Here is a 26508-nt window from a genome sequence, read left to right as displayed (position 1 = left end):
CGATCCTTTTTCCTTCTTATTTTACCATTATCCCACCCATTCAGATAAATATTGAATTCCAGGTCCTGGATGACATACAACTACATCACGAACAGAAGCTACCGCTGCCAGTTTTTCTTTGATTATATGTTCTTGCTCTGGTTTACAGAGGACTTTTACATTCGGTCCGGCATCAATGGTGAAATAAGCCTCTAGCCCTTGTTGACGCAATTCCATCACCTGTTGCATAACATCGAGCGTTGCACTTTGCCAATATAAAAACGGCGGCTTTGCGCCTAACGTTGTAGCATGCATTTTCATCGCATTTGCTTCGGCAATTTCACCTAGCTTTGTAAAATCACGTGCATTTATCGCTTCTTTCATCTGCTGTAAATCCTCAGCTACTGTCGCTAACCAGCCCGCATAGAAAGGAGAGGTTTCCACTGTCCGCTGCATGCCGTCTCGGCTGGATACCGATTTAGGACCAGCTTCCACTACAACAGAAAGGACACTAATATCCCACGCTTTTTCGTCTAAAATTTGCGTTGCAAACGAATCCGTTCCGTCTGTCTTCTCGCCTTTCTGCCATTCCACAAATCCTCCAAAAATAGAGCGTGAGGCAGAGCCAGAGCCTTGACGGGCTAAAGCAGAGAGTTCTGTCCCTGTTAAATCTAGCTGTAATGCTTTACTTGCTGCGGCAGCTAACGCTGCATATCCCGAAGCAGAGGAAGCAAAGCCAGCAGCTGTCGGCACATAGTTCACCGATGTTACCTTTGCAAAAACTTTTGTGCCTGCAATGTTCCGGACATGATCAAGAAAGGCTGTTATTTTCCCCATTTCCTGATCGGAAACTTGGCTTCCATCTAATATCAAGCTATCCTTTTCAAACTGGTCAGAAAACTGAACCTTGGTTTCTGTGTAAAAATGATCTAATGTAATCGACAAACTACTATTTGTCGGTAAAAACAATTGGGTATTCCGCTTTCCCCAATATTTGATTAATGCAATATTCGTGTGAGCTCGAGCGATCGCTTCCATTAACCACACTCCTCCATTATTACTAGCATTCCGCTATTGTGTATTGCCATGTTTGGGCAGCACCAGCTTCCAGTAAGGCATCAGCCACTTTTTTTCCGATTTGCTCACTTTCTACTAATGCTAAAATACAGCCGCCGCGGCCGCCGCCTGTTAATTTTGCACCGACTGCTCCTGCAGATCGAGCTGTGTCTACTAAAGCATCTAATCCTGAATCACTGACACCTAACAAACCTAAATGCTGGTGTGCTTGATTTAATTTATCGCCAACCTGTTGAAAATCTCCTGCAGCCAGTGCTACTCGCGTCTCTTGTGTTAATATGCCAAGTAGTGTGATAGATTGCTCTATTTGCTCAGGCTTGATTTCATACTTATCTCGGATTGATTTAACTGCTGCAAAGGTATCGCCAATCCTGCCACTATCTGCTATAACCAGATGAAATGGCGCGCCAATTTGCACATGTTCAACCTCTTGCTGTTTTTGAAACCAAATCGGAGTGGCGCTGGAAGCTGTCATCATATCAATCCCACTTGGCGTTCCATGCGCAAATTTTTCCGCCCGCTCCACCAAGATCATTAATTGACTGTTACTTAGCTTTTGATTGAAAAAGGCAAAAAGACCGCGAACAAGCGCGATCGCAATTGCCGCACTTGAACCTAGTCCTCGTCCAATCGGAATCGTGGAGGAAATCTTAATTTCTAAACCGCAAGACTGCTGCTCCAAAACCTTTAATGTTTGGATAATACAATCACCAATTCCCTCCATTTTTTCAGGAATTTGCTCTATTGGTCCTTGATAAAAAGGGCTTTCGATTTGTAACGAGCTTCCCCCGATATTCTTAACGGTTACTTTTACTTCTATTTGTTTAAACGGAAAAGCAATGGCCGGCTGTCCATAAACAACCGAGTGCTCCCCAATTAAAATTAACTTACTATGTGCTCGGCCTACCGCAATTTTTTGTGGAGTTTCAAGCATCGATATCCCCACTTTCATCGAAATATATATATCTGTCAGGAATTTTTAAAACCAACTAATGATCCACGGTGCTGAATAAAGAATCATAAACTGAACGCCATAATTGACGCCCCAGCGGTGCAGCATACCAGCAAATAAACCGATAACAAGTACACCGATGATATTTATCCAACCAGCGTCCATAAAAGCTAATAATAACACAAGTCCAAAAAATAGTCCTAGAATTGCTTCATGGGGAACCCAGCGAAACACAAAGGCACAGATTTGGTTGGCATACTTCACTGAAACAAAATAGGTGATTACAAGAGCAATCGTGGCCCCGATTAATGTTGCCCACACAAAGTCTGCATTAGATAAGAGGTGATGCAAATTATGCTCTGGTGTAAACACTGGCGGTGCGTTAAAGAGAGCATTTGCTGGGCCAATCGCCATCGGAGACAACGGGATACCGAGCGCAATCAAAGGAATCAATGTTCCAGAAATATAGGTAGCATTTGTCAATCCTTCCATTGAAGCGATTGCTACTGACGCTTTTTTCACAGGATCCTTGATGCGACTTGAAAATACTTCTCCAAGAAAAATCGTCATGCCGACAGGGCTCATAATAAAGGTAATAGAGCCAATAAAGCTGGCAAGCATACTTGTTCCCGTTTCCTGTTTGGTCAATATTTTAAAAGGATTTGGAAAACCTTTAGAGGTATTCGTTTCCGCAAAACGAATCGTTTTCTTTGGATATCTTGGCATACTAGCTCGTTTTTCTTTATGTAATAGTTCAAACAATGTCAAAATAACAGGGCCAATGGTAATTCCTAAGAAAAAGGATATGAAGACATTCGTTCCTTCAGGCACAACCCCGATTCCCCAATAAAGATAGCGTAAGCCTTCTATTAAGAGGGCAAATGGCAGAATCACTAGAAGTGATAACAGCTTATTTTTCGTCATTAATGCCAGTAAAACAGCTCCAATGAAAAAGAGGGGATTTGCGTATTCTTTGATAACATCCGCAAATGGAATTAAGATTTGCGCCATCAATAGGCTCACTGGAACCGCTACAAGCGTCCCAATTACAGAACCAGATGCCATTTTGCGGATACTGATATCTGGCATGCCATGTTTTTTTAACACGAGGGCATGCTCTACCATCGGGGTCGCCATCACTCCCCCTGGAATTCCAGCAAGTGCGACTGGAATGGAATCTGTTACTTTATTGGCAACAATTGCAGACATAAAAAAGGTTAAAACCACAATAGGCTCTACCCCCGCAAGGACAATTGCCAGCGTTACCGGTGCTAAAACAGCCGTTTCGTCTGTCCCCGGTGCTACACCAATTATGGTATATAATACAGCTGCTAAAACGGCTGCAGCAATCATCTCAATAATTAATACGATATCCATTACTTTTCTCCCGTTCTTTCGAAATTTCTTTTTGGTTTAATGATATAACTACAGATAATAAAACCGATAATGGCACCGCCGAGTCCGAAAAACAATGGCTTTGGTGCCTCATTTGGCGCAATAAAATAAGCACCCATAGTCGTTATACTACAAATTATTAGTGCGATCACTAAATCTTTTATATTGATGAGATCCTCCCAGACCTCAATATTATCGTTTTCATCTTGATTATGTTTATTTTCCATGCAATCAAACTCCTTGTATTTAATGAGCGTAAATGAGCATACTGTTAGGTTCCGCTTCCCCACGAAGATTATACACTAAATCCCAACTGTTGAAAATGATTCTCAATTGAATTCCGAAAATTAAATATGTATTCATGGTTGTTATACCACAAATAGTAAATGCTATAACCATTATTTATTCAGACTCCAATTTCTCTATATTTTTATATGAAAGAAACCTCTTTTTCAAAAACAAAAACGATGAACCACATTTAATCATTAATGTGAATTCATCGTTCTTAAGGTTAATTAATCGCAAGCAGCCATTATCCCTTCCCTAGGTTAGTTACCCTAACTGACGTTTAAATGCTCTATTAGCGAAAAAATAAGCCATAGCCATGATACCGACACACCAGCCAAGAGCTATCCAGATATCATTTCTAACGGTGCCTTCATACAAAAGAGCACGAATGGCATTTACAATGGAGGTAACAGGCTGATTCTCTGCGAACATACGGATAAGCTTAGGCATGGTTTCGGTAGGGACAAAGGCTGAACTGATAAACGGCAGGAAAATCAGCGGGTATGAATAAGCTGTAGCTCCTTCCATAGTTCCTGCTCTTAAGCCAGGAATGACTGCTAGCCATGTTAGTGCAAGTGTAAATAGTCCAAGTATTCCAGCTATCACAACCCAATCTATAATAGCCGCATTGGAACGAAATCCCATCAAAAGCGCAGCGAGGATAACGACCGCGACAGTAAGCATATTGGAAATAATTGAAGTCAATACGTGCGCCCATAATATCGAAGAACGTTTAATAGGCATTGTAACAAAGCGTGCCATCAGCCCGCTTTTCACATCCGTAAACAACCGCAGCGAAGTGTAAGCCACACCGGATGCGATTGCCATCAGCAGAATGCCTGGCAGTAAATAATTGACGTAGTTATCCGTACCAGTTTCTATTGCACCACCAAATACATAGACAAACAGCAGCATCATCATAATCGGCGTAAGCGCCACTGTGATTATCGTGTCTGGGCTGCGCATAATATTGCGCATTAACCGTCCTAGTAATACCCATGTTTTACTTTTCATTTATATTTCTCTCCTTTTCCAATTATTGCGAGGAAAATTTCCTCCAACGTCGGCTGTTTCTCGATATACTCCACTTTTCTTGATGGAAACATCTCTTGAAGTTCAGTCAGAGTACCAGTAGTGATAATCTTTCCGCCATGCAAGATGGCAATACGGTCTGCCAGCTGTTCCGCTTCCTCCAAATACTGAGTCGTTAACAAGATGGTCGTACCACCGCCCGCAAGCTCCTTGACTGTATCCCAAACTTCCATCCGCGCCTCAGGATCAAGACCTGTCGTTGGTTCGTCAAGAAAAATGACAGACGGCTTTCCGATTAAACTCATGGCAATGTCAAGTCTACGCTTCATCCCGCCCGAATATTGGTCTGCCCGCCGGTTGGCTGTGTCGGTCAGGCTAAACCTAGCAAGAAGATGGTCAGCAGCTTGGACTGGATTAGAAACTCCCCGCAGCTTTGCAACCATGATTAGATTTTCACGACCAGTAAGCATGCCGTCTAATGCTGCAAACTGCCCTGTCAGGCTGATGCTTTGACGAACATTATCTGGTTGACGCTGGATGTCAAAACCACCTATACTTCCTTTTCCATCATCAGGTTTCATCAACGTGGAGAGAATGTTGACTATCGTCGTTTTGCCCGCTCCATTTGAACCTAGCAATGCAAAAATTTCGCCACGCCTCACCTCAAAATCTATCCCCTTTAATACTTCTTTGTCGTTAAAGGATTTCTTTAAACCCTTTACAGAAATTACTGTTTTGCTCATGCTTTTCCCTCCTTATAGAAGTGCTCTCCTAAAACTATCTTGTCTACATACATCTACTTAGTCTAACTGATATTCTGTAATACTTACTACCAAAGCAAAAAAATAACTGAATCGTTAATAATTCACCTTGGCAACAACCATTCAGTCGATACTAGCTTTTTCGTTTACTCTTGCTTAAACGTTTCATGTTGCATTTATTCATGATACTGCGGATGGAGCTAATTCAACCAAATTTTTGGGATTTACATCATTGGACCTAAACTTCAATAGGCAGTTGCGGTTATCCGCGACCAATAGTATCATTTAATTTTTTACGATACTTATCATTCCAAGTTTGTTCACCCTTCACTAGCTCATCGCAAAAAGCTGCCACATCCTCACCCGTAAGGTCAGTAACTTTCTTTCCTTCAGCTGCTCCTGCCTCGAAGAGATCGAGAATACCGTTAAAAATGCGACTGCTGCCCTCCCAGTCAGTGGGACCACCACCAGCATTCCATATATATTTTTGGATCGCTTTATAAGCGCTGTTATATTCACCTGGAAGTGCTTTTGCACGTGTCTCCATCGCCTTCCATTCCCGTTTTTCTTCCAGACTACCAATTATTTTTTCAAATATACTCATATTACAACATCTCCTTTGTTTTTTTTGTTTTAAGTTCATTAATTTTGCTTGATACAAACTCCCATTTTTCCCAAAACATTTTAAGCTGCTCTTGGCCATCTGCATTCAGCCTGTAAAATTTTCTTGGCGGCCCCATAGTGGACGGCTTCTTCTCGATATCAACTAAATTGTTTTTCTCCAGCCGCATGGTAATCGTATAAACAGTCCCTTCCACTACATCCGTGAAACCAAGCTCTCGCAGCTGCTGCGTGATTTCATATCCGTAAGTTTCCCCACGGCTTATAATCTCAAGCACGCACCCCTCAAGCACTCCTTTCAACATCTCTGTAATATTTTCCACATTTCCACCTCACTTACAGTTATTTTATATTTCAATACTATGCATCATCAGTACATTGTGTTACAGATATCAAGTATTACTTATTACTGGTATATAATAATACATATTAGATTTGTTTGTCAAGACGCAAAGAGATTTCTTTATGATGGTATGTCATATGAAAAGAAAAGGCTAAGATTATTTTGAAAATCTCAGCTCTGAAGGATAAAAATTCAATATAATAGTTTCTTTAATTCTTTATCATCTGTAATCAAGTTTCTATACTCTTTCCCATTTATACTTAAACAGCTTGCTTCAATAAAGAAGTTGTCTTTATTATTGACTTGGAAATAGAAATTTGTTGTAGATGAAAGTGTTTCCATTTCTTTTAATGCACTATTTAGGCTTTCAATCATAATTTTTTCCAAATCCTTGAGGAAAATAGCTTAATTCTGTTAATAATAAATGAGACTCATCAAAATTAGTTATTCAGTCTATACGTATCATGATTCTGGTTCTTGATAAATATAATAAGACATGACTTGTTTAAACGTCATATTAATTTTAATTAACCAATACAAAGTATGATCTTATTCGTCAATTTAGTAACTCTATTAACTCATCTGCATCTTTACTTTTGATGATTTTTTGCACAATCGACTTATTTTCGATAATAGAAATTAACTTTTTAAACATGCCATCCAATTCACTATGTGTTCCTTCTTTAATATTTAATAGGCAGACAAATTGAACCATTTGCTGCTCATTCCATTGGATTGGATTTTTCAATGTGCACACTGTCCAAAAGGTCTCTTGCGTTACGGGAACCAAGGGATGGGGAACAGCCACGAGATTCCCATAGCTAGTCGGGGCTATTGCCTCTCTTTCTAAAACAAGATTCATATAGTCTGCTGGTACAAGATTTAATTGGTATAACTCCTTACTTAGAAATTCTATGATGCTTTCTTTATCTGGCAAGTCTAATTGAAGATAAATTCTAGATGCATCCAAATAATTCCCAACTTTATAAGAAGCAGCTTTTAGATGGTCATGAATAGATCGTATATCCTTGTCCTCTAAGAAAGTATTCACCACTTGGACTGGTATACCAAAATCTTCCCTTATCGGAATGGTGCTAATAATTAACTCAATATCCGTCAGGTCATATGAGGATAAATTATAATAATTAATGGTATCTATTATTTCCAGTTCTTGTTCAAATCTATTTTGCAAGCGATAGTACAGTAACTTAGCACTCCCAACACCTGATGCACAAACGATGATTGCTTTTTTCCTTTTCTTCTTCTCTAATTCTAATCGTTCGAGCGCAACACCTATATGAAGAGAGATATAAGCAATTTCATCTTCTACCACTTCCATCCCTAAGTACTCTTCTATACACTTGCTGGCTATGATAGCTCCCTCAAAGGCAGCAGGGTATTTCCTCTTTATATCGTTTAGTAAAGGATTTCGTATACTCATTTTATTACGCAATCGATTCATGGCAGGGCGGATATGCAAGGTTAAAGCTTGGATAAACTCACGATCTTGGCGAAAGTCCCAATTCAATTCAGTGCGTAGTCTTTCTATCATCTCATTTATGATCGTCCCCGCCTCATCAAACTTACTAAATTCGACTAGCTCTCTTTTATGCAAGAGCTTCGTTCCAAGTAAATGAACAATAATATAATTTATTTCTGTATTAGGAAACGTTAGACCAGTAAACTCTTCTACTTTACTAATAATCTCATCCGCTACTATCTTTTCAAATGGATACTCTTCCACTAGAACATCTGTTAACTCTTCTATTACAAAGCCTTCCTGAATTCTTCTGCATGCAATCGCTATATGTGTAGCTAGGTTTTCCAAAGAGATATCAGATATATCAATCTTATATTTAATCACCTTTTGTATGATAACCTCTTTAATCTTTTTTAAAAGACTCTGATCAATAAGCTGCAGAGAGTCTTCTTTAACAAATGTCTCTTGATTACGACTTAATAAGAAATTGGATAAACATAACCGTTTCATATATTCATCACCATGCACTTTAGAGCCATAATGTGGCCGGTTTATTAATTTCAAGTTATATTTATCTAGAATCTCTTTCACTATTTTTAAATCATTATTCAAGGTAGACATCGATATAAACAGCTCATCTGTAAAGTTTTCTAGTTTAATAAAATCCTTTTCTAGAAATAAACGCTTTAAAATATAGAGGACTCTCGTATTTTTATCGGCAAAATCATCCACTAGCTTTTTTTTATCATTAAAATGTTCCTGAATAGTATTGGAAAATAAGGCAGGATTAACGATATTCAGTACATAGCCTTTTCCTCTAATGGAATCTATTATGGTCCCGCATGACTCTGTCGTGTCCTGCATCAATTTTATTTCTTTTCGAATAGTCCGATCACTGACACCCAATTCTTTAGCCATCCAGTCTGATGTTACAGGCTCCTTTGATTCTGATAAAAGAAATAAGATATCTTTCTGCCGGCTTGATAGTAAAGCCAATTTCAATCAGCTCCCTTCATTGTCCATTCATTGGACCATTTTTACTCAACTTACTAAATTATACATTTAAGCTCAGTACATAGGAAAAAATGGAGTTTAAAGCAAACTCCATTTAGACTATGAAAGCAAATCCTGACCTACTAGCTAGATTAATAGGTACAACAGAAGGCATGCCTTCGAAAAAGATCAAAGTTCTTCCCCATTTGTTTCAATAACGTGTTTATACCAATCAAATGATTTCTTCTTACTTCTTGCTAAGGAACCTTTTCCTTCATTATCTTTATCTACATAAATAAAGCCGTAACGTTTTTCCATTTCACCTGTTCCCGCGCTAACTAAATCAATACAGCCCCATGGTGTATAGCCGATTAAGTCAACACCATCTAATTCGACTGCCTTTTTCATTTCAGCAATATGATCACGGAAATATTGAATTCGGTACTCATCATTAATTGATCCATCTTCTTCCACCGTATCCCTTGCTCCTAGACCATTCTCCACAATAAATAAGGGAATATTATATCTTTCATATAGAGCATTTAATGAATAGCGAAGTCCTACGGGATCTATTTGCCAGCCCCAATCGCTCGCTTCTACATAAGGATTGCGAACAACGTGGCCGAATTCGCCATCAGATTCACTGCCTTCTACTTCACGACTACTCACTACTTTAGACATGTAATAACTAAAACCAATATAATCTACGGTACCTTCTTTGAGAATCTCTTCATCCTCTTCCGTGATATCCATTTCAAATCCATTGCGTTCCCAATATTTCTTCGTATAGTTAGGAATCTCTCCTCTAACATGTACATCGCCAAAGAACCAGCGATTATGCATTGCTTCCGCTGCATACATAACATCATCGGGATGACAGGAATATGGATAAACAGGTACAATGGCAAGCATACAGCCAATTTTAAAATCAGGGTTGATTTCCCGGCCAATCTTCACTACTTTTGCACTTGCAATTAGTTCATAAAGAGAGGCTTGATACATCGTCTGCTCTCGATTTTCCCCTTCCTCATATTTAATTCCTGAATTAGTGAAGCTCGCGAAATCCATGCTTGTATCTGCTTGATTATTGATTTCATTAAATGTCATCCAATACTTTACTTTCTCTTTGTAGCGTTTTAATACCGTTTCCGCATATTTAACGAAGAAATCGATACACTTTCTATTTCTAAATCCACCATATTCTTTTACAAGGTGATAAGGTAATTCAAAGTGAGAGAGCGTAATAACTGGCTCAATATTATGTTTTAATAACTCATCAAATAAATCATCATAGAATTGCAGCCCATCTTCATTTGGTTCTGCCTCGTCTCCATTTGGAAAAATTCTTGTCCAAGCAATAGATGTACGGAAACATTTAAATCCCATTTCTGCAAATAGTTTAATATCTTCCTTGTAGCGCGAATAAAAGTCAATTGCTTCATGGTTTGGATAATTGTATCCTTCTAGCACACCATCTGTAATCTGACGAGCGACACCATGTCTTGCTGCTGTCATTACATCCGCAACACTTACACCTTTTCCGCCTTTATTCCAGCCACCTTCAAGCTGATGAGCCGCAACTGCTCCACCCCATAAGAAATTCTCTGACAATGCTGTTTTTGACATAATGAGTTTCCTCCATTTAAGATATTAAGTTATTAATAAAAAAAAGAAAGCGGTCTATCGTTTCTTGGAGAACCGCCTTCTTCCTGTTAAATGCTTAGAGCTATGATGGACAACTACTTTCGTGTAAGCATCCGTTTCTCCAAATTTAATTATTAGATTATAATACTGATTCTCCGCCTTTTTCTTGTATCACTAACTTGTTATCATACATTTTAATAAATGGGAACCAAACCAGAAATGCTACAGCACCGCAAATTATCGCTACAATAACAGCCATGTAGTCTCCCGCTGTACCAATAAATGCTCCTATACCAATTGGAGAAGGCCAAGGTACTTGTGCAATAATCGCATCAACAAATTTCAGCTTGATCGCCCAATACCCAATCGAAGCCGAAGCCATTGGTGCTAAGAAGAATGGGATTGCCAAATATGGATTATAAACAATTGGCAGTCCGAACAATAATGGTTCATTAATATTGAAAATACCAGGAGCAAGCGATGCTTTCCCTAATATCTTTAGTTGTTGGGACTTAGCTAAAAAGGCAACGAAGAACACTAATCCAATAGTTGCTCCAGATCCTCCCATAATGACAAATGAGTTTGAGAATTCTCCAGCAAACGGAATATTACTTCCCTCTAAGTTTGACTGCATATTAGATAGAACAATAGGCGTTAAGAATGCGCCGATAATATTGGCGCCATGAATTCCTACAATCCAAAGGGCATGGATTAAGAAATAAATCACCATGATTCCTAACCAGCTGTTTGTTAAATTCACAACGAAGCTAAATGGAACAGCTACTACTTTAAAAATATCTGTACCTAATGCTACTAGAATACCGTTAATAACTAAGATCACAATAGCCACTAAAAAGGCTGGAATTAATGCTGTAAAGGATCTAGATACCCCCTCCGGTACTGCTTCAGGCATTTTAATCACCCAATTTTGTTTAACACACAATCTATATAACTGTACGGCGATAATCCCGAGAATAATTGCTGCAAAAATACCTGTAGTACCTAACCGACTCACACCATCCCCAACCATCTGCCAGCCATTTACAATGGTTGTTTCATCATCTATTTGATGAATGAGCGAGATTTTCCCACCGTCTATTACTAGCATAGGAATGGTCATAAAGAAGGCAAACATAGATAGTAAAGCACCATTTAACGGGTTTAAATTTAAGTTATCTTCTTCAGCAATAATTTTCGTATACTCATATCCGATGACAAGGTTAAAATAGAGTGCTAATATTCCCATTGTTGATTTATTCGCTAACATATACAAATCACTAATCTTAAAGAAAGTACTATTGAAAAATCCTTCTAAAAAAGTAAGTGTCTGCGGCAATACATTCAATACTAGGAACATAGAACCAACGATAGTAAAGGGAATGGAAGCCATCCCTGCTGCCATTACTGCCCGCACAAAGCGGAAGGAGGCAACTTTCCCCATTGGACCCATGAGATATTTTTCAAAAAGAGCAAATACTTTATTTTCTCCTGACATATAAACTCCTCTTTTCCATGGTTAATTAATAACTTTCTCATATAGTTTAATGCGGCTATAGTGTTTATCTTCATTTAGACAAATCTTGTGCAAACGTTTTAGCATGAAAGCAGCTAATAATATACCCGAAATTAAAATAGTTAGAATGAACATTCTTGATTCATCTTGATTAATTAGGAACGGATAAAGCAAAGCAAAAGGAGAAGAAAAACAAGCAGGCACTATACAAATTACATTTGCAGCGAGCAATGCCGTAAAACTGTATTTTGTAAATTTGGGATGATGGCTAGGACTGCTGTAAATCTTCACTTGCTCCACAATACTAGCTACCATAAAGACCAATAATACGAAAGGAATAAAAAACAGCTTTGAATCACTTAGCACCAACGAAATAAACCAATATAAATTGGTAAAAAAGAATAGGGCAGTTACATAACGAACAAGTAAATACCGATTAAAATACATCGTTTTTATACTTTGTTTCTTTCTTTGCTTTTCTAGCAAGGCTCTTTGTTCATCATTCATATTAATCCCCCCTTCTCTTGTTCTTCGCTACTTGCTTCTTCTTTTATTATCAAACCACTAATAGATACCGCTTTCATTTTTTGTGGTGAAAATTAGATCGAACGGACTCCATCGTAGAAAGGGAAAAACTAAAGTAGCTTCCTTCTCTTTCTATCCATTAGCACCTTAGTTCGGAAGTTCTTGTAAAATTACGTTTGCTAATTTTTCAATCCCCATCGGAATTGGAACATATGCTTGTGGTGGTATGTTAACAACCGGCTTTCCTACACGATCCCCTGTTTCTTTCAGCTTATTGAAATACATCTTTGTTTGCGGGCTTACTAAATATAGATCAAATTCACCCTTCTCAATCATCTTACCGCCTTCATTTGCAGATATAGCATCTAATACAATATCCTGACCTTTTGATTTAAAAAACTCCGTTGTTTTTTTGGCCATTAGTGATGATGACATACCAGCTGCACAAATAATTAGGGCTTTTTTCATTTTATATTCCTCCAATAATTAATAAGATTTTTTGATTAAAATCAAACAAATTCCCAGCTTAGTTAGGTAGTTTCTTATGAAGTTCTATGAATTCCTTTGCCATATCGACAACAGTCATAGCATTCATTAAATGATCTTGCGCATGGATAAGCAATAACCGAATTTCAAATTTTTCTCCACGAGCTTCCCCTTGAATCAAATCTGTTTGAAAGCGATGAGCTACGCGCATTGCTTCATTTGCTTCATCCAGTTTTTGCTCTGCTAAAGAAAAGTCGCCACTTTTAGCATCATTTATTGCTTCCATTGCTAAACCTCGAGCATTTCCTCCATTTAAAATAATTTGAAAACTAATTTCCTCTAAGTTCATGCTAATCCACCCTTACGTAAAAAAATATGTGCACCAATTCTCCTATTAGCAGTAAAGATAAAGCTAACAGTACATTCGACTTAAGTCTCTATCGATTGCTAGCTTAAAAGATTAAGAGACTAATCTGGATGACTAAAAATGGTTTGTTAGCGATTTCATCCTTTGTTATCAACTGCTTAACTTCATACTATACCTAATTTAATTTAAAGTTAATTTAAACTCTTTCCTTTGCGCAACGGAAACCATTACCATAAAAACGGGTGTCAGGCACCACAAAAAGACAACTGTCTTTTTACGGTGCCTGACACCCACTTCTATATATTTTGACAGCAATTCTTTGTATATAAATTTTTAAGAAAAGCAGTCCTAATGGTCCAACAATAATAGTAGAAATGTTTTGAAAATAATAGTGCCACAAGATGGATATCAGATAGCAAAGAACATAGGCAACTATGGAGAAATAAGTCTCTGCCTTTGATACTAAATTACTTTTTAGAAACTCCCTTCTTAATTGATTAAGATACTTTATTGAACACAATAAGATGATTCCTATTGCACAAATATAGATAACCATATTCTCTGCTATAAAAACGACTATACAGAAACCGTAAGAGATCCGGTCTAACTTAGTAGCCGCATTTGAAATTGGTGTATTTTCTATTATTTTCCCCATTTTGTAGAATAATTTTACTTCTGAAATAACATCAATATTATAATGCTCAACTATCCTCTTCATTTGAAGATTCAGTACGTGCGATATAATAAAAAGAACGCCAATAATAATTATCATAAAAATTTGCTCCTGATTTTCTGAGTAATACACATGTCCCAGTGTAAGGAAACCAATAATTCCATTGATCATCATTACTATATTTGCATATATATACTTTTTAATAGCTTTAATCTCTTTATTAAAAGAAAGTACAATATAGCAAGTCAGGATTAGTATAAATACACTAAGAGTTACTAAAAATAAGATCATTTTAAATATATTAGCATCCATAGAATTATATGGAATTGCCAACATAAATGCGAATAGACTTATATAAAATACTAAATGAAGCCTCAAAAGTATTTTCATATATACATAACCTTCTTTAATTAAATTATATGATTCCTTGTGACGTTTATTGTACAATATAGGATGAACGTCTTATCCAAGCTTTACTTTAAAAAACCCCTTTTAGTTGGTATATGCTTCTCTGGATTTATTTGTGATTGAAGAAGTTATTTTGGCCTTTGAATAATCTTATGGGGAACTTTTTTACGGTGGAAAGTTAAATATTTAAATTCACCATTAATTTAGTAAATTATAACATTAAATAAATATAGGAAAGAGCATTGAGTTAGGCTTTAATGCTCTTATTACTATTTATATATCTAATCCTAGCCAAGTTCTAAAAAGCCCTGCTTCCTCTCCATCCGCAACTATTCCACTGCCAGGACTTGTTGTAAAAGGTAGCCATTGCCAGTCCTCACACCCTACAAACCCTATTCTTGACCAATTATTGAGGAATTCAATAAAGTTATTTGCCAATATATAACCGTGCCCTTCACCATTATCGTGACTAAGATATACGATTGGGGCATCTTCCGTGTTACTCATATCAAATGCTAAATAATCCCCATTCCCTACTTCACTAAAGGCTAATTTATTATGCCAAACTACATCATATTCATCTTCGGGATCAGAAAAAACATTTTCAATCCATCCCATACGATCTTCTTCACACTGAGAAAGAAGTTCTAAGCTCCAGTGAGGAGTACCAGAGAATATTTCTCTGAATTCTTTTGGTTGCTCCATATTGTCAGGTAAAAACCACCGCAAACTGAAATTACTTGAGAACTCATTAAGAACCTTCTTGAAACTTTCAGGTAACTTTCTCCCAAGTTGTTCCTCTGTTTTGATTATTTGTTCAAGCGAAGCTGGCTCATCAATAATAACTTCTTGAACCTCTCCACCAATTTCTTTAATCTTAGATGTAATAGCCTCAATTCTATATCTAATTAATTCGTAATCCATTTAATCATCTCACCCTTATCTTAAATATAATATATCAATCATTTTGAATTTTTAGTTATTTTCTAATACTCACGCTAATTTGGTTCTGCCCATCCGGGTCTTATTATATTTCTCTTCAAAAGGAGAAAACGTAAAAATAATTGGGGAATAACGAAAATTCAACAAAGATGGCTAACAAAAAGTCCCAATGTAACAATGCGCTCGTGCGTAAAGATAATATTTATGTATAAATTTATCTCCATCAAAATATCTACCTTCTCTTAATTTGACCTATGTCTTCGGAAATCATGACTTAAAGCGCATTGACAACAAAGTCAATCCAATTAATTTTCCACCAACCTTTCATACACCGTACGTGGCCAAAATACCATTAGTATTCTTAGCTTCGATGGATAAGAATTTCAATCAATTGGTATTTTTAATTCTGAATCATCAATAATCAAGTTTTTATACTCTTCATCATTAATAATTAATGCGTTAGCTTCAATAAAGAAATAGTCTTTATCATTAACTTGAAAGTAAAAATTTGTAGTGGAAGATAGTGTTTCTATTGCTTTTAATTCACTATGAAGGCTTTCAATCATTATTTTACCAAAGCCTTGAGGAAAATAGCTTGATTCTGTTAATAATAAATGGGACTCTTCATCAAACTCATTTAATCTAAAAGTATCATAAGCTGGTTCCTGAAATACATAATAAGACAACACTTGTTTAAACGTAATATTAATCAAATTGCGATTTCTATCACCCATTAATTTAAGGGTAATAGTTTCTTTCAGGTAATTAATATTCAAGTCAATAATAGCCAGAGACTCTATTTCCGAAAAAAAATGTTGTAATTTTCTTTCTGTATTCATTTTATCTTGCACCTATGTTCCCTCTCTTCTTTATAAAATGGTGTCAGGCACCATCAAAAGACAATTGTCTTTTGACGGTGCCTGACACCCACTTCACACTTTACAATTGCTCTATCAATCTTTCTATATCCGCCTTCAATACTTCCTTTTTATCGTTATGAAGCAGCTTGATCATATCTTGGAGAAATTTAATCGCTTGATCGTTTTTTCCTTTCTCTAGGTGTTTTTGGGATTGCTTTAATTTATTGCTTAAGCTCTTATAAAGACTATCCTTTAATTCACCTGATTCCTTGTACATATCCAGTAATGTTTGAATGGACGTATGATCTGCTTGATACGGTCTAACTAAGAAATGATCAAACTTGGTATTATTATAATTGGACCTTACCCCTACTTTCCCTTGCGTAAAGGCAGTACGGCTATTGTCCGTAAAATTAATCTTTGGTGTCGCCATATCATCCACATATACTTTAATTGTTGTCCCAATCACTTCAATTTTCATATGATGCCAAGCAGCTTGTGGGTCTGTGATCGAGGCACCATCAAGATACTCCCAATTATAATTTTGCTTTCCAAGATGGACGCCGTCTTCATTTATATAGGCCACATATCCTTGCATAAAATCAGCATTATTTTGGCTATACTCAATTCCGTTTGCTGGATTATTTACTCGGAAAATGACTCCTCCGTCTCCGGATCCTTCAGCCACTTTAACATCTGCTTCGATAATGTAATCCTTCCACTCTTTTTCACCGATAACTGATTTTGCAAAGGTTTCGCTACTTGCATTGTACTCGCCTATTATTTGTGGCTCTGGTACTTCGATTTCCTCTAGGAATTCAAAATAATAGAAGTCAAATTCGCCTTTTACTATTTCTACTTTAATCGTATGCTGTCCTGCTGGTAAGGAAACATTTTTCTTAATAACGCTTTGCCAATTATTCCAATCGCCAGTGCTAGGGACATCAATAACACCTGTCAAATCAATCGAATCATCAAGCCATAATCGGATTTGACTATCTTTAAATGTTGTAGCTACGTTTATGGCTAAATCATAGCTGCCTTCTTCTGCGATATCGACATTATACTTCAGCCATTCTCCTGTTTGATTCCAGCCAACATTGTAGCCACCTTCCGGATTCACACGGATATCGACTGCATCCTGGCGATACTCTCCCCCAATATTTTCAATGGTGTTGTCGTGATAGGCAACCCCTTCACCACCAGTAATATAATCTGCCGCCATTATTCTGCCTGGCAGCTTTTTATACTGATCAAATTGGTGGAACATAAATTTCGAAAGCTCAAAGCCACCTTCTACAGCAACTACTTTTAACGTATGCTGCCCTGCTGGCAAGGTTATATCCTCTAGTGATACAGTCTTCCAACTGTCCACGCTGCCCGTTTTCGGCAGATTAATTTCTCCCGTTAAATCTAGCTTATCATCTAACAGAAGCTTTACTTTCGATCCATCCTTTACAGAGGAAACAAATAAATCAAGACCATAACTTCCTTCTTCTAAAATATTCACATCATATGTTAACCATTCATCCGTCTCAATCGAGGTAACTGCATAATCCCCTGAGGTAGTTTTTCGAATGTCCACATCGTCATTACGGTACTGTCCCCCACTATTTCCTTCCGACTTATCATAATAAGCTACATTTTGCCCACCGTTGTTATAGTCTTCCGCTTCAATGAGCCCAGGTAGCGGCCGATGAACATCAAATGAAGACAATTCCATTTTCGTAAAGTCAAATTCCCCTTCTACGAATTCTAGTTTCAAAGTATGATTTCCCTTAGGCAACGTAATTCCATTTTTAATGACAGCCTGCCAATTGTTCCAGCCGCCAGTAGCAGGAACATCAAATACGCCGGTTAAATCTATTTTATCATCTAACCATAGACGCGCCTTTGCACTTGTAAAAGTTGTTGCAGCATAAAGCTTAAGATTGTATGTGCCAGCTTCTTGAACATTTACATTGTATTTCAGCCATTCACCAGTCTGATTCCACCCAACAGCATAGCCGCCGCCTTCTGGATTGGTTCGGATATCTACTGAATCTCTTCTAAATACTCCACCAATATTTTCTGGTGTCGTATCATGATAGGCAACTCCTTCCCCACCAGTATTGTAATAGGCTGCATTTATTACCCCAGGAACCTGTTTATACTCATCGAAATCAATATTTTGCTCTTCAAAAGGACCAACTTTCCATGTCCCCTCGACTTCATCCCATCCTTCAGCATCCCCATCATTAAAATCGTCATATAATACATCAACTGCTTTATAGCCTTGTACTTTAAAGCTTGAAAAATCAAACGAACCCTTTACCACTTCAATCGTTAGCGTATGCTTTCCTTTTGGTAGTTTCAGCTTTTCGATCGAGAACATTCTCCAATCCGTTGATTGCGGAATACTTACATCCCCCGTTATATCCGACTTTCCATCTAACAAGATCCTTATCTTGGCATCTTTGGAGGATTCGCCAACTCGTAAATCCAGATTATATAAGCCTTCTTCGGCAATATTCACATTATATTTCAGCCATTCGCCTTTTTCATTTGATTCAATATAATAACTGCCGTCAGAATCGTCAGCAATATCTACATAATCTTGGCGGTAGGCATTAACTGCTTCTTTCCTTGTTTTATCATGATAGCCGATACCTTCACCTCCAGCATTATAATGAACAGCCTCAATTGTCCCCGGTAAAGGCTTGTACGCATCAAAGACATTGCTGCCGTCAACTTTATTTCTAAAAGCTGTATAGGCAAATGCTCCATGTACATCTGATGTGGCATAGCCGATGCTGCCAGCCCCAATGTTTCGAACTTCTCGTGTTTGCTTTTGCATGCCATCAACATAGATTCTAAATGTATCTCCCGACCTTTCTACTCTCAATTGATGTAGCTTTGTGTAATCATAGCCTTCTGGCAGATCTGCATACTCCCAGCCTTGTTCCTCACCATCCACAACAAAATTAGTTTCCAATCGATTATGCTTCGAGCTTAGGACAGCTGTTCCGTAGTTCTTTTCATCCTTATAGGAGAAAACTACACCAAGTCGCGGATTTTCACTCTCCCCTTTTTCTACCATTTTCAGATTGAATTCTGCCGTATATTCCTTATCTGTAGATGTCTTACTCACTTGTCGTGACCATTTTGCATCACCCAATTTCTTCTGTTCCAGCCAATTAGAAGTATCTTTCGTGATACTCCATTTCCCTCCATTTACATTTTTCCAATCTGCTCCAAGTTCGGTTCGATTAAAACGATCACTAAAATCCGGTAAAGCAGGATCAGACTGTTCAGAAGTTGTCGGCCCTAACACGAGCATTTTCTCGCCATTCCATGCAATGCGGTCGAAGTTTATGTTACGCCCTGGGTTCGCATGACTATGATAGACGATATAGTCGGAATCAAGGTCTGGTCCTCGCACAACTGTGTTATGACCTAAACCTACATTTTCCCCTTCTGTGTTTAGTAAAAGTGGGTTCTGTTCTTTATTCGTTGTAAAACCAACATTAGGAGAATCACTTACTCCATAGTCAATACGGTATGCTTTATTCCAAATATGGTTCCCTGTATAAGTCATATAGTATTTGCCATGTCTTTTCAGTACGGTTGCCCCTTCTGTCCAGCCATTCATTTTTGCGCCTGTATCCGTTGCCTTGCCAAATTCTGTCGGCGTTGGCATAGAGCGTGCATCTATTCTATTTGATCCTGTACTATAAAAATACCATTTGCCGTCATCATCAATAAAAACATGTCCATCAATCCCCATCCCAAGGTTATCGGTTTGTTTTTTAAAAGGACCAAGAGGGCTTGAACTTTTATAGACATAATGCCCATTTCCACCTGGAGATGTATACATATAGAAATCGCCATTCCAGTAAACAACTTCCGGGGCATAAGCAGCCTTCGTAGTAGGTTCTTCTGTAACAAGACCAGCATATGTCCAATTCATTAAATCTTCGGATGTCCACGCCTTCACACCGCTTTTATCATCTACGGTACTAACATAGAGATAATAAATACCATTATGCTTTAGGATATATGGATCCCCTTCTCCATAATACTCCCCGCTATCCCATGTCCAAGATTCTGGTAAATCCATCGGGTTACTGTAGGCCAATGCTGCATACGGTAAAGAAAGCCATAAACTCATACACAGTAAGACTTTTACTAACTTCTTCAGGATAATCCCCTCCCCATATTTGTTGAAATACCATCTATATAAAAAGGGCATACCTGATCAGTTATAAGTTGATTTTGTACACCCTGAATACCTATATTCTAGTAAAATACTGTTCTCTTAAATTTTGTTGGATAATGTAATCTACTATTACCATCTCATTGTTTAGAAATCATATAGGAAGAGAGGAAAACAATCATCTAAAAATTATCTACTTAATGTTGTTCTTTTAAAATAAAAACGCTTACAAACATCTTATATTATCCACATTCGTAAAAATATACTAAATTTAGTATATAATATATCTTTTACACTTTTTTTGATGGAAAAGTCCTACTTATTAGAAGAAAAAGGAAAGAACTGCAAGTGGAAAAAAGGTGAGGAGGATATTTTCCCAACAAAAAAACTACCATAGTCAGGTAGCATTCTTACTTTCTATTTTCTTCGGCAATCACTACATTTACTGGGATAAATATTCGTTTTGGTTCGTATTCTCCAGCCATTTGCTGCATTAATAACTTCACCGCATCCTTGCTGCACTGCTGGATATCCTGCTGAACAAAGGTAATCCCTTCTATTCCAGGAAAATCAAAAGTAACCAACTCTATTTGACGCAAGGACTCTTTTTGAACTTCTAAAATAGCACGATGCGCATACTGTGCCAATTCCGCATTCATCGTAAATAGGCAAGCTAGCTTCGGGTTTTCTAATAAAAATTGTTTAATTATTGCAGGCGTTTCCTGAACGGAGATTTTATCAAATGGCAGTGTTAGCCAAAGGTTTTTATCAATTGTAATTTCTTTTCTAAAAAAAGCTTGTTCAAATCCTTTTGCTCTTTCTTCCGTAACCGTGTTTGTTATTAAGGGAGAGATAAGTCCAATCTGTTCATATCCTTTATCCAACAAATAAGAAATAGCCGCAAACGCCCCTTGAGTATTTTCGGAACTGACACTATAGGTAGAAATATTTTTCATATATCGATCAATCAATACGAGGGGAAACTTGTCTAGTGACAGTCGAAGAACCGCTTCATTATACATTTCCTTTTCTGCCGGAAAAATAATAATTCCTTCCACACCAATCACACGAAAAGTCTCAATAGCTTCCGCTTCTTTTAGTTGTGATTCTCTAGAAATCTTAATGACTAAATTATACCCTTGCTCCGTCACATATTGTTCAAGGAAATTGACAAAATCCTGCTCCACCTTTGTCTTCATCGTTGGGATAATTAATCCAATCAACCCACTTGAAGTTTGGTTTCGTGCCATTGAACCTGTAAAACTACTTTCAATAACAAACGTCCCTTTCCCCTTAATCCGCTCCACAATTCCTTGATCCGCTAAGCCAGCCAACGCATTCTTGGTAGTAATCTGGCTTACATGAAATTCATCCATCAAATCCTTCTCAGAAGGAACCCTGTCTCCTACTCTCCATTTCCCGTCCTTTATCCGCTCTATTATCTTATTTTGAATCTGCTGATATAATGGTTCGTTTTTGATTGTACTCATCCTCCAGCCGTTTTATTGTATATATAATGGAAAATATATATCTACTATACTAAGTTTGGTGTGAAAGATGAAGGGGGAGGTTGGAAAGATGGTTACTTTTAGAACTATAAACCTTTAAAGAAAAAAAGGCACTACAAGCATCATTATTCTATATTTTATAAATAATATCATTACTTTACTTTAATAAAAATTCATTTAAATGGATCTATATTTAGGCGATAAAAACAATAAATTTACTAACAAATACGTTCTGGTGATGAATTCATCATGATATGGCTATGTTTGCAAAAAAATAGTCATAATTCTTTTCTATATTTTTCCCCTTATTTTTTGCTGTCCTTATGCCTCTTGATTCACATCGTTTATATACTAAAAACAGTAACATTCATACCCTTCTCTTTAAACGTATCAATTTGAACCCTCCATTTACAAATAAAATGCTGAATAATGTCGAAATAAAATTTACAAACACATTAAAAAATGTAATATAATTTACAAAAAAAGGAAATTAGGAGGAATTTCTATGAAAATATTAAAAAGGTCTGCCATATTTTTATCAGTTTTTAGCATATTGTTTCTGGGTATATTTCAAAATGTACCTCAAGTTTCGGCTGACTCTTTAGTAAAAAATACCAAGGTAACAGAAGAATTAGAGCTATATTTAGATGAAAACAATATTGAATTTAAGGATCAAGATAATACTCTTACCTTTTCTAGCATTCATGATAATATTGAATATATACTAACCTATTACAAAGAAGATGGTACATATCAAGCAAATGCTTATGATGTAGTTTCGGGGAGCGAATTAAATATTCAAGAATTAGAGACAAAACAAGAGCAAAATGGACAAGTTGTTATTAAACCAAGTACTCCTGAATCTGGTGGTATAACTACTATGGCTCTTCCTATTGTTTTAGTTCCAGTAGCAGCATGGGTTTTTGAACACCTCGTAGCTATGGCTATTGCAGCAACAATCGTAACAGTGGTTGCTGTATCTAAAGATAAAGTAAAAGCCGAATTAGAAACTAGATTGAAAAAAAAGAACCCAACTATTATATATAGAGGTGGCTCTTCGACAGCTTATAACTTAACGCCTAGAAAAACCGATACAGGTGGACTTTCATATTATCTCAAAATGCCTTCTGGAAAATTCACTGCCACTACAAAAGAAGCAGTGAATAATACTAAAGTATTAAAAGCAGTAGTTGATGGTAGCAACCATGTTTCAGTAAAACCAAAAAATTCAGCAGATATGGCTGGGTGGATAAAGTCGAAAGATAATGCTAATGAGAAACCACATAAATTCACTCGTATATTACAAGCTATTTCTGTTTCATCAAAAAATTGAGGGGTAATATATTATGTCTAAAAGTTATGAAATAGAGGATGAAGAAATTTTATATTACGTATATAACTTAAATTGGCTATTGCCAAAAGAAAATCAAGAAGTAGCTATTGATTTTCTCGCTAACTTACCCCCAGACAAAACCGATATGATTTTACCTAAATACGGGAAAGAGTGCTGGGAAAATGGTGTACATGTTATAAAAAAAATTGGCTATCCTAAAAATAAGAAAGCATTGCCAAAATTAGCCAGACTGTTACAGGACAGAAATTGGCCAGGTTCTTTAGAAGCAATTGAAATTTTCCGTGAACTTGGAAAAGAAATTGCTATCCCTTATATAGAAAATGAGTGTATTTCAGCAACTAAACAACAGGATTTAGACTGGTTAGAGCATTTATTTTTTGCTTGTAACAGCTTAAATTATAACGAAAATGATTTTGAGCACAAAGATGTTTATAGATTTATGAAAAAAAGTGCTGAATCACTTTACTAAAATTAAGCTATTTAAAGATACTACTAGTATAAAAGTACCAAAAGGGACTTAAGAATGTTCTTCTATCAACTTTCTTGAGTCTCTTTTTTTCTTCCAAAAGTTATGAGAGTAGGATTAATAGTCTCCCAGACGCTTTATAACTTTAACTACAAAATTTAAATCATCGTTCTATTCAATAAACCCATGTTTCTTGCTCCGAATATACTTTGCGATTGTTTATTCATTTCATTCAATCATACTCACGTAATATCCTTTCTCCTAAAACGTTCGGTTTCCATGATTATATTCTAAATTCGCATGTCATTATGGATCATCAATGAACTTTTGCCTTTTAAATATCCTATAAAATACGATACAGACATTTTGGTGTGTATATGATAATGGATTGCATGTGCTTCCATCATTTCTACATCTTTCATATCACATAGTTTTCTGACAATAGCACCTATATCTTTTCTAAATTTCCCATACACTACTTTCTTTCTGTATATTGGGAATAAATACGATACTTACTGTTCCACCTTGTATATAATAAACTATTGTCGCTCGACATGAGCAGAACTCCTCTCGTTATTTGAAGTTTTTTCTAGTATAATTCTACAAGTCATTTGCATACAGGCATATCCTGTGGTTTAAAAAGATTGATGAAAAATATCCAAAAAGCCATAGCCCTTTGGATACCCACTACCTATTCTTTAATAACTTTCCTTCTCCTCAGCAATTTTGATATTTCCATATGCCTCTTCACTATATACGCTTTCTCTCATCAAACGAGTTCTAAAGTATTCTTCTAATTTCTTGTCAGTACAAAAGATATAGCAGCCCTTTTGTCCTCTAGTCATTAATGTGCGATACGTGTTACGAATAATTTTATCTGCTATTTCTCGAGCCTCTTCAGGAGATTCTTTAAGCATTTTCTTAATCCCCTTCAGTGATTGATCTGTTTTTGCTCTTTTTGTATAATCCGTTATAACTTCTCCATTTTCATATCGCAAATCATCACCAATTATAACTCCAACATAATCAAATTCTAATCCCTGACACGTATGTATACATCCTGCTTCATGCACAGAATTTTCATCAATAGCCCATGTTGTAGAGCTATCCAAGTTCCAGCTGATTCCGAAATTATGCTCTTCAATTTTAATATCATGGAAGTTGGAATTCATCCGATTATCCTTAGGCCATTCCCAACAATATCCGGAAACAATTCTAGATTTGTTATTGATTTTATTACTCTTCTCAATTTCTGCTTTCATTTCATTTGGACTAGAGAACACTTTGAAATCATAGTCTAATCCCATATCATTCGCATTTGCTGTTTCACGTATTTGCAATACATCATCTAGCCAGGCAATATATCCATCTGAGCCATCACATCTAAACTGTGAAGATAATACACCTGTTGTAACTTCTGCACCGTATTCTTTAGCAAATTGCATTATCATCTCAACACTTCCGATATCCTTCAGCGTTACTCGCTGATTTTCATCAATAAAAAATATAGACATTCTAGCAGTATGGATGATTTCCTTTACCTGGTTCTCCCCTAGATTTTGAAACATCCCAGATTTCTCATTTAATCTATGAGCTTCATCAACAATCAATACATCCAATTCATCTTTTTCCGATTCTGTATAGCTTCCAGAACCTTTGAATAAATTATCAATTCTTGTTTTTCTAAAGTCACCCTTCAACTTAGTAGAGTAAACATTGCGGGGGGCTGAATTTTTTGTGACATATTGACAAGTCATTGTTTTATTCGTCAATGCCACTAACAAGTTGACAGCCAATACGGATTTCCCAGTGCCTGGTCCGCCTTCAATTATCATAACTTGCTTTGTATCCGTCTTTATGGCCTTTTTTGCTAATTGAAGTGCGGTTTCATAAAACACCTTTTGTTCATCAATCATCACAAACTCTGGGTTACCATTTAGCATATTCGATAATGAATCCTGAAGTGATTTGGAAGGTCGAATTCTCCCTTGTTCCATTTGATATAGAATTTCTTTCTGATCTCCAAATTTTATATATTTCTTTATAAAATTTCGGAGCTTTTCCACTTCCCCTTTGGCATAAACAGGGGCAAGGTTAAGATAATAATCATAATGTTCATCTGTTAATGGATCATTATCACGAATTCGATAATTATGTAAATATGCACATGGCTTTAATTGAATGAATTGCTCTTGTACATTTTCATTGTAATCTTCAATTAGTGCAGCATAGGACCACGCTTGGTAAGAAGGATGAGTTACTTCATGCAAACCACGGTTTAAGGCCGTTTTAACAATAGCCTCTTTCCCCTCAACCTTTTGTACTTCTGACCATTGCTTCAATTCGACAATAACCACAGAATCTTTCTCACCATCATGTCCAGATAAAAGAAAATCCACTCTTTTGGATGTATAGGGAATCTTATATTCAATTGCAATCCCTGCATCATTCGGGATTAATGGATCATTTAAAACACGATACATATGTAACATCGAATTATCCCAAGAACGAATTTCCGACTCACTTGTATGTCCTAGTTTCAATTCAAATTGAGTGAGTATATGGGAAACAAGAACATCTTTATCAACATGTTCAAGAAATTCTTGTTTATTAGCTTCATAGACGATCATTTATGGACCTCCGAAA

General features: G+C 36.7%; 23 protein-coding genes and 1 pseudogene. 2 read left to right on the top strand and 22 right to left on the bottom strand.

All coding sequences use genetic code 11. From position 1 onward, the window contains the following. Nucleotides 1-27 precede the first annotated feature (27 nt). From mvaD to MHH96_RS10120, 20 genes are all read right to left on the bottom strand, one after another. Nucleotides 28-1017 carry a diphosphomevalonate decarboxylase gene (mvaD, locus tag MHH96_RS10215; RefSeq protein ID WP_341117228.1) on the bottom strand — a complete coding sequence of 330 codons (990 nt, stop codon included), beginning with the start codon at nt 1015-1017 and terminating at the stop codon, nt 28-30. Nucleotides 1018-1039: 22 nt separating this feature from the next. Further along, entirely contained in the window at nt 1040-1990 is a 951-nt protein-coding gene (mvk, locus tag MHH96_RS10210) for a mevalonate kinase (RefSeq protein ID WP_341117225.1), read from the bottom strand. Between the two features lie 45 nt (nt 1991-2035). Next, nucleotides 2036-3385: a tripartite tricarboxylate transporter permease gene (locus MHH96_RS10205; protein ID WP_251688551.1), complete on the bottom strand. Its 1350-nt coding sequence runs from the start codon at nt 3383-3385 to the stop codon at nt 2036-2038. Further along, nucleotides 3385-3630, bottom strand: coding sequence for a hypothetical protein (locus tag MHH96_RS10200; RefSeq protein WP_095322940.1), 246 nt, complete (start codon nt 3628-3630; stop codon nt 3385-3387). Before MHH96_RS10200 ends, MHH96_RS10205 begins: the two co-directional genes overlap by 1 nt. 325 nt (nt 3631-3955) lie before the next feature. Then, on the bottom strand, nt 3956-4705 hold the full coding sequence (locus MHH96_RS10195) for an ABC transporter permease (protein ID WP_047943293.1): 750 nt from the start codon (nt 4703-4705) through the stop codon (nt 3956-3958). Continuing rightward, a complete protein-coding gene (locus MHH96_RS10190) occupies nt 4702-5466 on the bottom strand; it encodes an ABC transporter ATP-binding protein (RefSeq protein WP_047943294.1) in 765 nt (254 codons plus the stop codon). Before MHH96_RS10190 ends, MHH96_RS10195 begins: the two co-directional genes overlap by 4 nt. A 280-nt stretch (nt 5467-5746) precedes the next feature. Continuing rightward, nucleotides 5747-6088 (bottom strand): DUF1048 domain-containing protein, encoded by a 342-nt coding sequence (locus MHH96_RS10185; protein WP_047943295.1) that lies wholly within the window; start codon nt 6086-6088, stop codon nt 5747-5749. 1 nt (nt 6089) lies between these two features. Next, on the bottom strand, nt 6090-6428 hold the full coding sequence (locus MHH96_RS10180) for a PadR family transcriptional regulator (protein ID WP_047943296.1): 339 nt from the start codon (nt 6426-6428) through the stop codon (nt 6090-6092). Nucleotides 6429-6640: 212 nt separating this feature from the next. Beyond that, entirely contained in the window at nt 6641-6835 is a 195-nt protein-coding gene (locus tag MHH96_RS10175) for a YxiG family protein (RefSeq protein ID WP_418789598.1), read from the bottom strand. A gap of 169 nt (nt 6836-7004) precedes the next feature. Further along, nucleotides 7005-8930, bottom strand: coding sequence for a BglG family transcription antiterminator (locus tag MHH96_RS10170; RefSeq protein WP_336044652.1), 1926 nt, complete (start codon nt 8928-8930; stop codon nt 7005-7007). A 180-nt stretch (nt 8931-9110) separates the two neighbouring features. Further along, entirely contained in the window at nt 9111-10547 is a 1437-nt protein-coding gene (locus tag MHH96_RS10165; protein WP_047943299.1) for a 6-phospho-beta-glucosidase, read from the bottom strand. A 157-nt stretch (nt 10548-10704) separates the two neighbouring features. After that, nucleotides 10705-12060, bottom strand: coding sequence for a PTS cellobiose transporter subunit IIC (gene celB / locus MHH96_RS10160; RefSeq protein WP_047943300.1), 1356 nt, complete (start codon nt 12058-12060; stop codon nt 10705-10707). 21 nt (nt 12061-12081) lie between these two features. Continuing rightward, a complete protein-coding gene (locus MHH96_RS10155; protein ID WP_047943301.1) occupies nt 12082-12585 on the bottom strand; it encodes a hypothetical protein in 504 nt (167 codons plus the stop codon). Between the two features lie 165 nt (nt 12586-12750). Further along, nucleotides 12751-13071, bottom strand: a complete 321-nt coding sequence (locus tag MHH96_RS10150; RefSeq protein ID WP_047943302.1) for a PTS cellobiose transporter subunit IIB — start codon at nt 13069-13071, stop codon at nt 12751-12753. 58 nt (nt 13072-13129) lie between these two features. Beyond that, nucleotides 13130-13438, bottom strand: a complete 309-nt coding sequence (locus MHH96_RS10145) for a PTS lactose/cellobiose transporter subunit IIA (protein ID WP_047943303.1) — start codon at nt 13436-13438, stop codon at nt 13130-13132. 292 nt (nt 13439-13730) lie between these two features. Then, nucleotides 13731-14228, bottom strand: coding sequence for a hypothetical protein (locus tag MHH96_RS10140; RefSeq protein ID WP_141231366.1), 498 nt, complete (start codon nt 14226-14228; stop codon nt 13731-13733). Nucleotides 14229-14810: 582 nt separating this feature from the next. Further along, nucleotides 14811-15461, bottom strand: a complete 651-nt coding sequence (locus MHH96_RS10135; protein ID WP_047943305.1) for an SMI1/KNR4 family protein — start codon at nt 15459-15461, stop codon at nt 14811-14813. A gap of 401 nt (nt 15462-15862) precedes the next feature. Beyond that, nucleotides 15863-16330, bottom strand: coding sequence for a YxiG family protein (locus MHH96_RS10130; protein WP_047943306.1), 468 nt, complete (start codon nt 16328-16330; stop codon nt 15863-15865). 88 nt (nt 16331-16418) lie between these two features. Next, on the bottom strand, nt 16419-20489 hold the full coding sequence (locus MHH96_RS10125) for a carbohydrate-binding protein (protein WP_341117216.1): 4071 nt from the start codon (nt 20487-20489) through the stop codon (nt 16419-16421). Between the two features lie 455 nt (nt 20490-20944). Beyond that, the gene (locus tag MHH96_RS10120; protein ID WP_328282708.1) at nt 20945-22024 is read right to left on the bottom strand and encodes a GntR family transcriptional regulator; all 1080 of its coding nucleotides are present in this window, start codon (nt 22022-22024) and stop codon (nt 20945-20947) included. 523 nt (nt 22025-22547) lie between these two features. Here MHH96_RS10120 and MHH96_RS10115 point away from each other — a divergent pair. Together MHH96_RS10115 and MHH96_RS10110 are read left to right on the top strand one after the other, a co-directional pair. Continuing rightward, nucleotides 22548-23375, top strand: a complete 828-nt coding sequence (locus tag MHH96_RS10115; protein ID WP_047943307.1) for a hypothetical protein — start codon at nt 22548-22550, stop codon at nt 23373-23375. Nucleotides 23376-23388: 13 nt separating this feature from the next. Further along, nucleotides 23389-23865, top strand: a complete 477-nt coding sequence (locus tag MHH96_RS10110; protein ID WP_047943308.1) for a hypothetical protein — start codon at nt 23389-23391, stop codon at nt 23863-23865. 261 nt (nt 23866-24126) lie between these two features. Here MHH96_RS10110 and MHH96_RS25620 read toward each other — a convergent pair. Continuing rightward, nucleotides 24127-24418: pseudogene (locus MHH96_RS25620) on the bottom strand (transposase); the annotation flags it as partial. Between the two features lie 142 nt (nt 24419-24560). After that, entirely contained in the window at nt 24561-26492 is a 1932-nt protein-coding gene (locus tag MHH96_RS10100; RefSeq protein WP_047943309.1) for a DUF2075 domain-containing protein, read from the bottom strand. Between the last annotated feature and the right edge of the window lie 16 nt (nt 26493-26508).

It is taken from the genome of Niallia sp. FSL K6-0212, from assembly GCF_038007605.1.
GTDB classification, from domain to species: domain Bacteria; phylum Bacillota; class Bacilli; order Bacillales; family Cytobacillaceae; genus Niallia; species Niallia circulans.
This window is presented reverse-complemented; position numbering and strand designations above follow the sequence as displayed.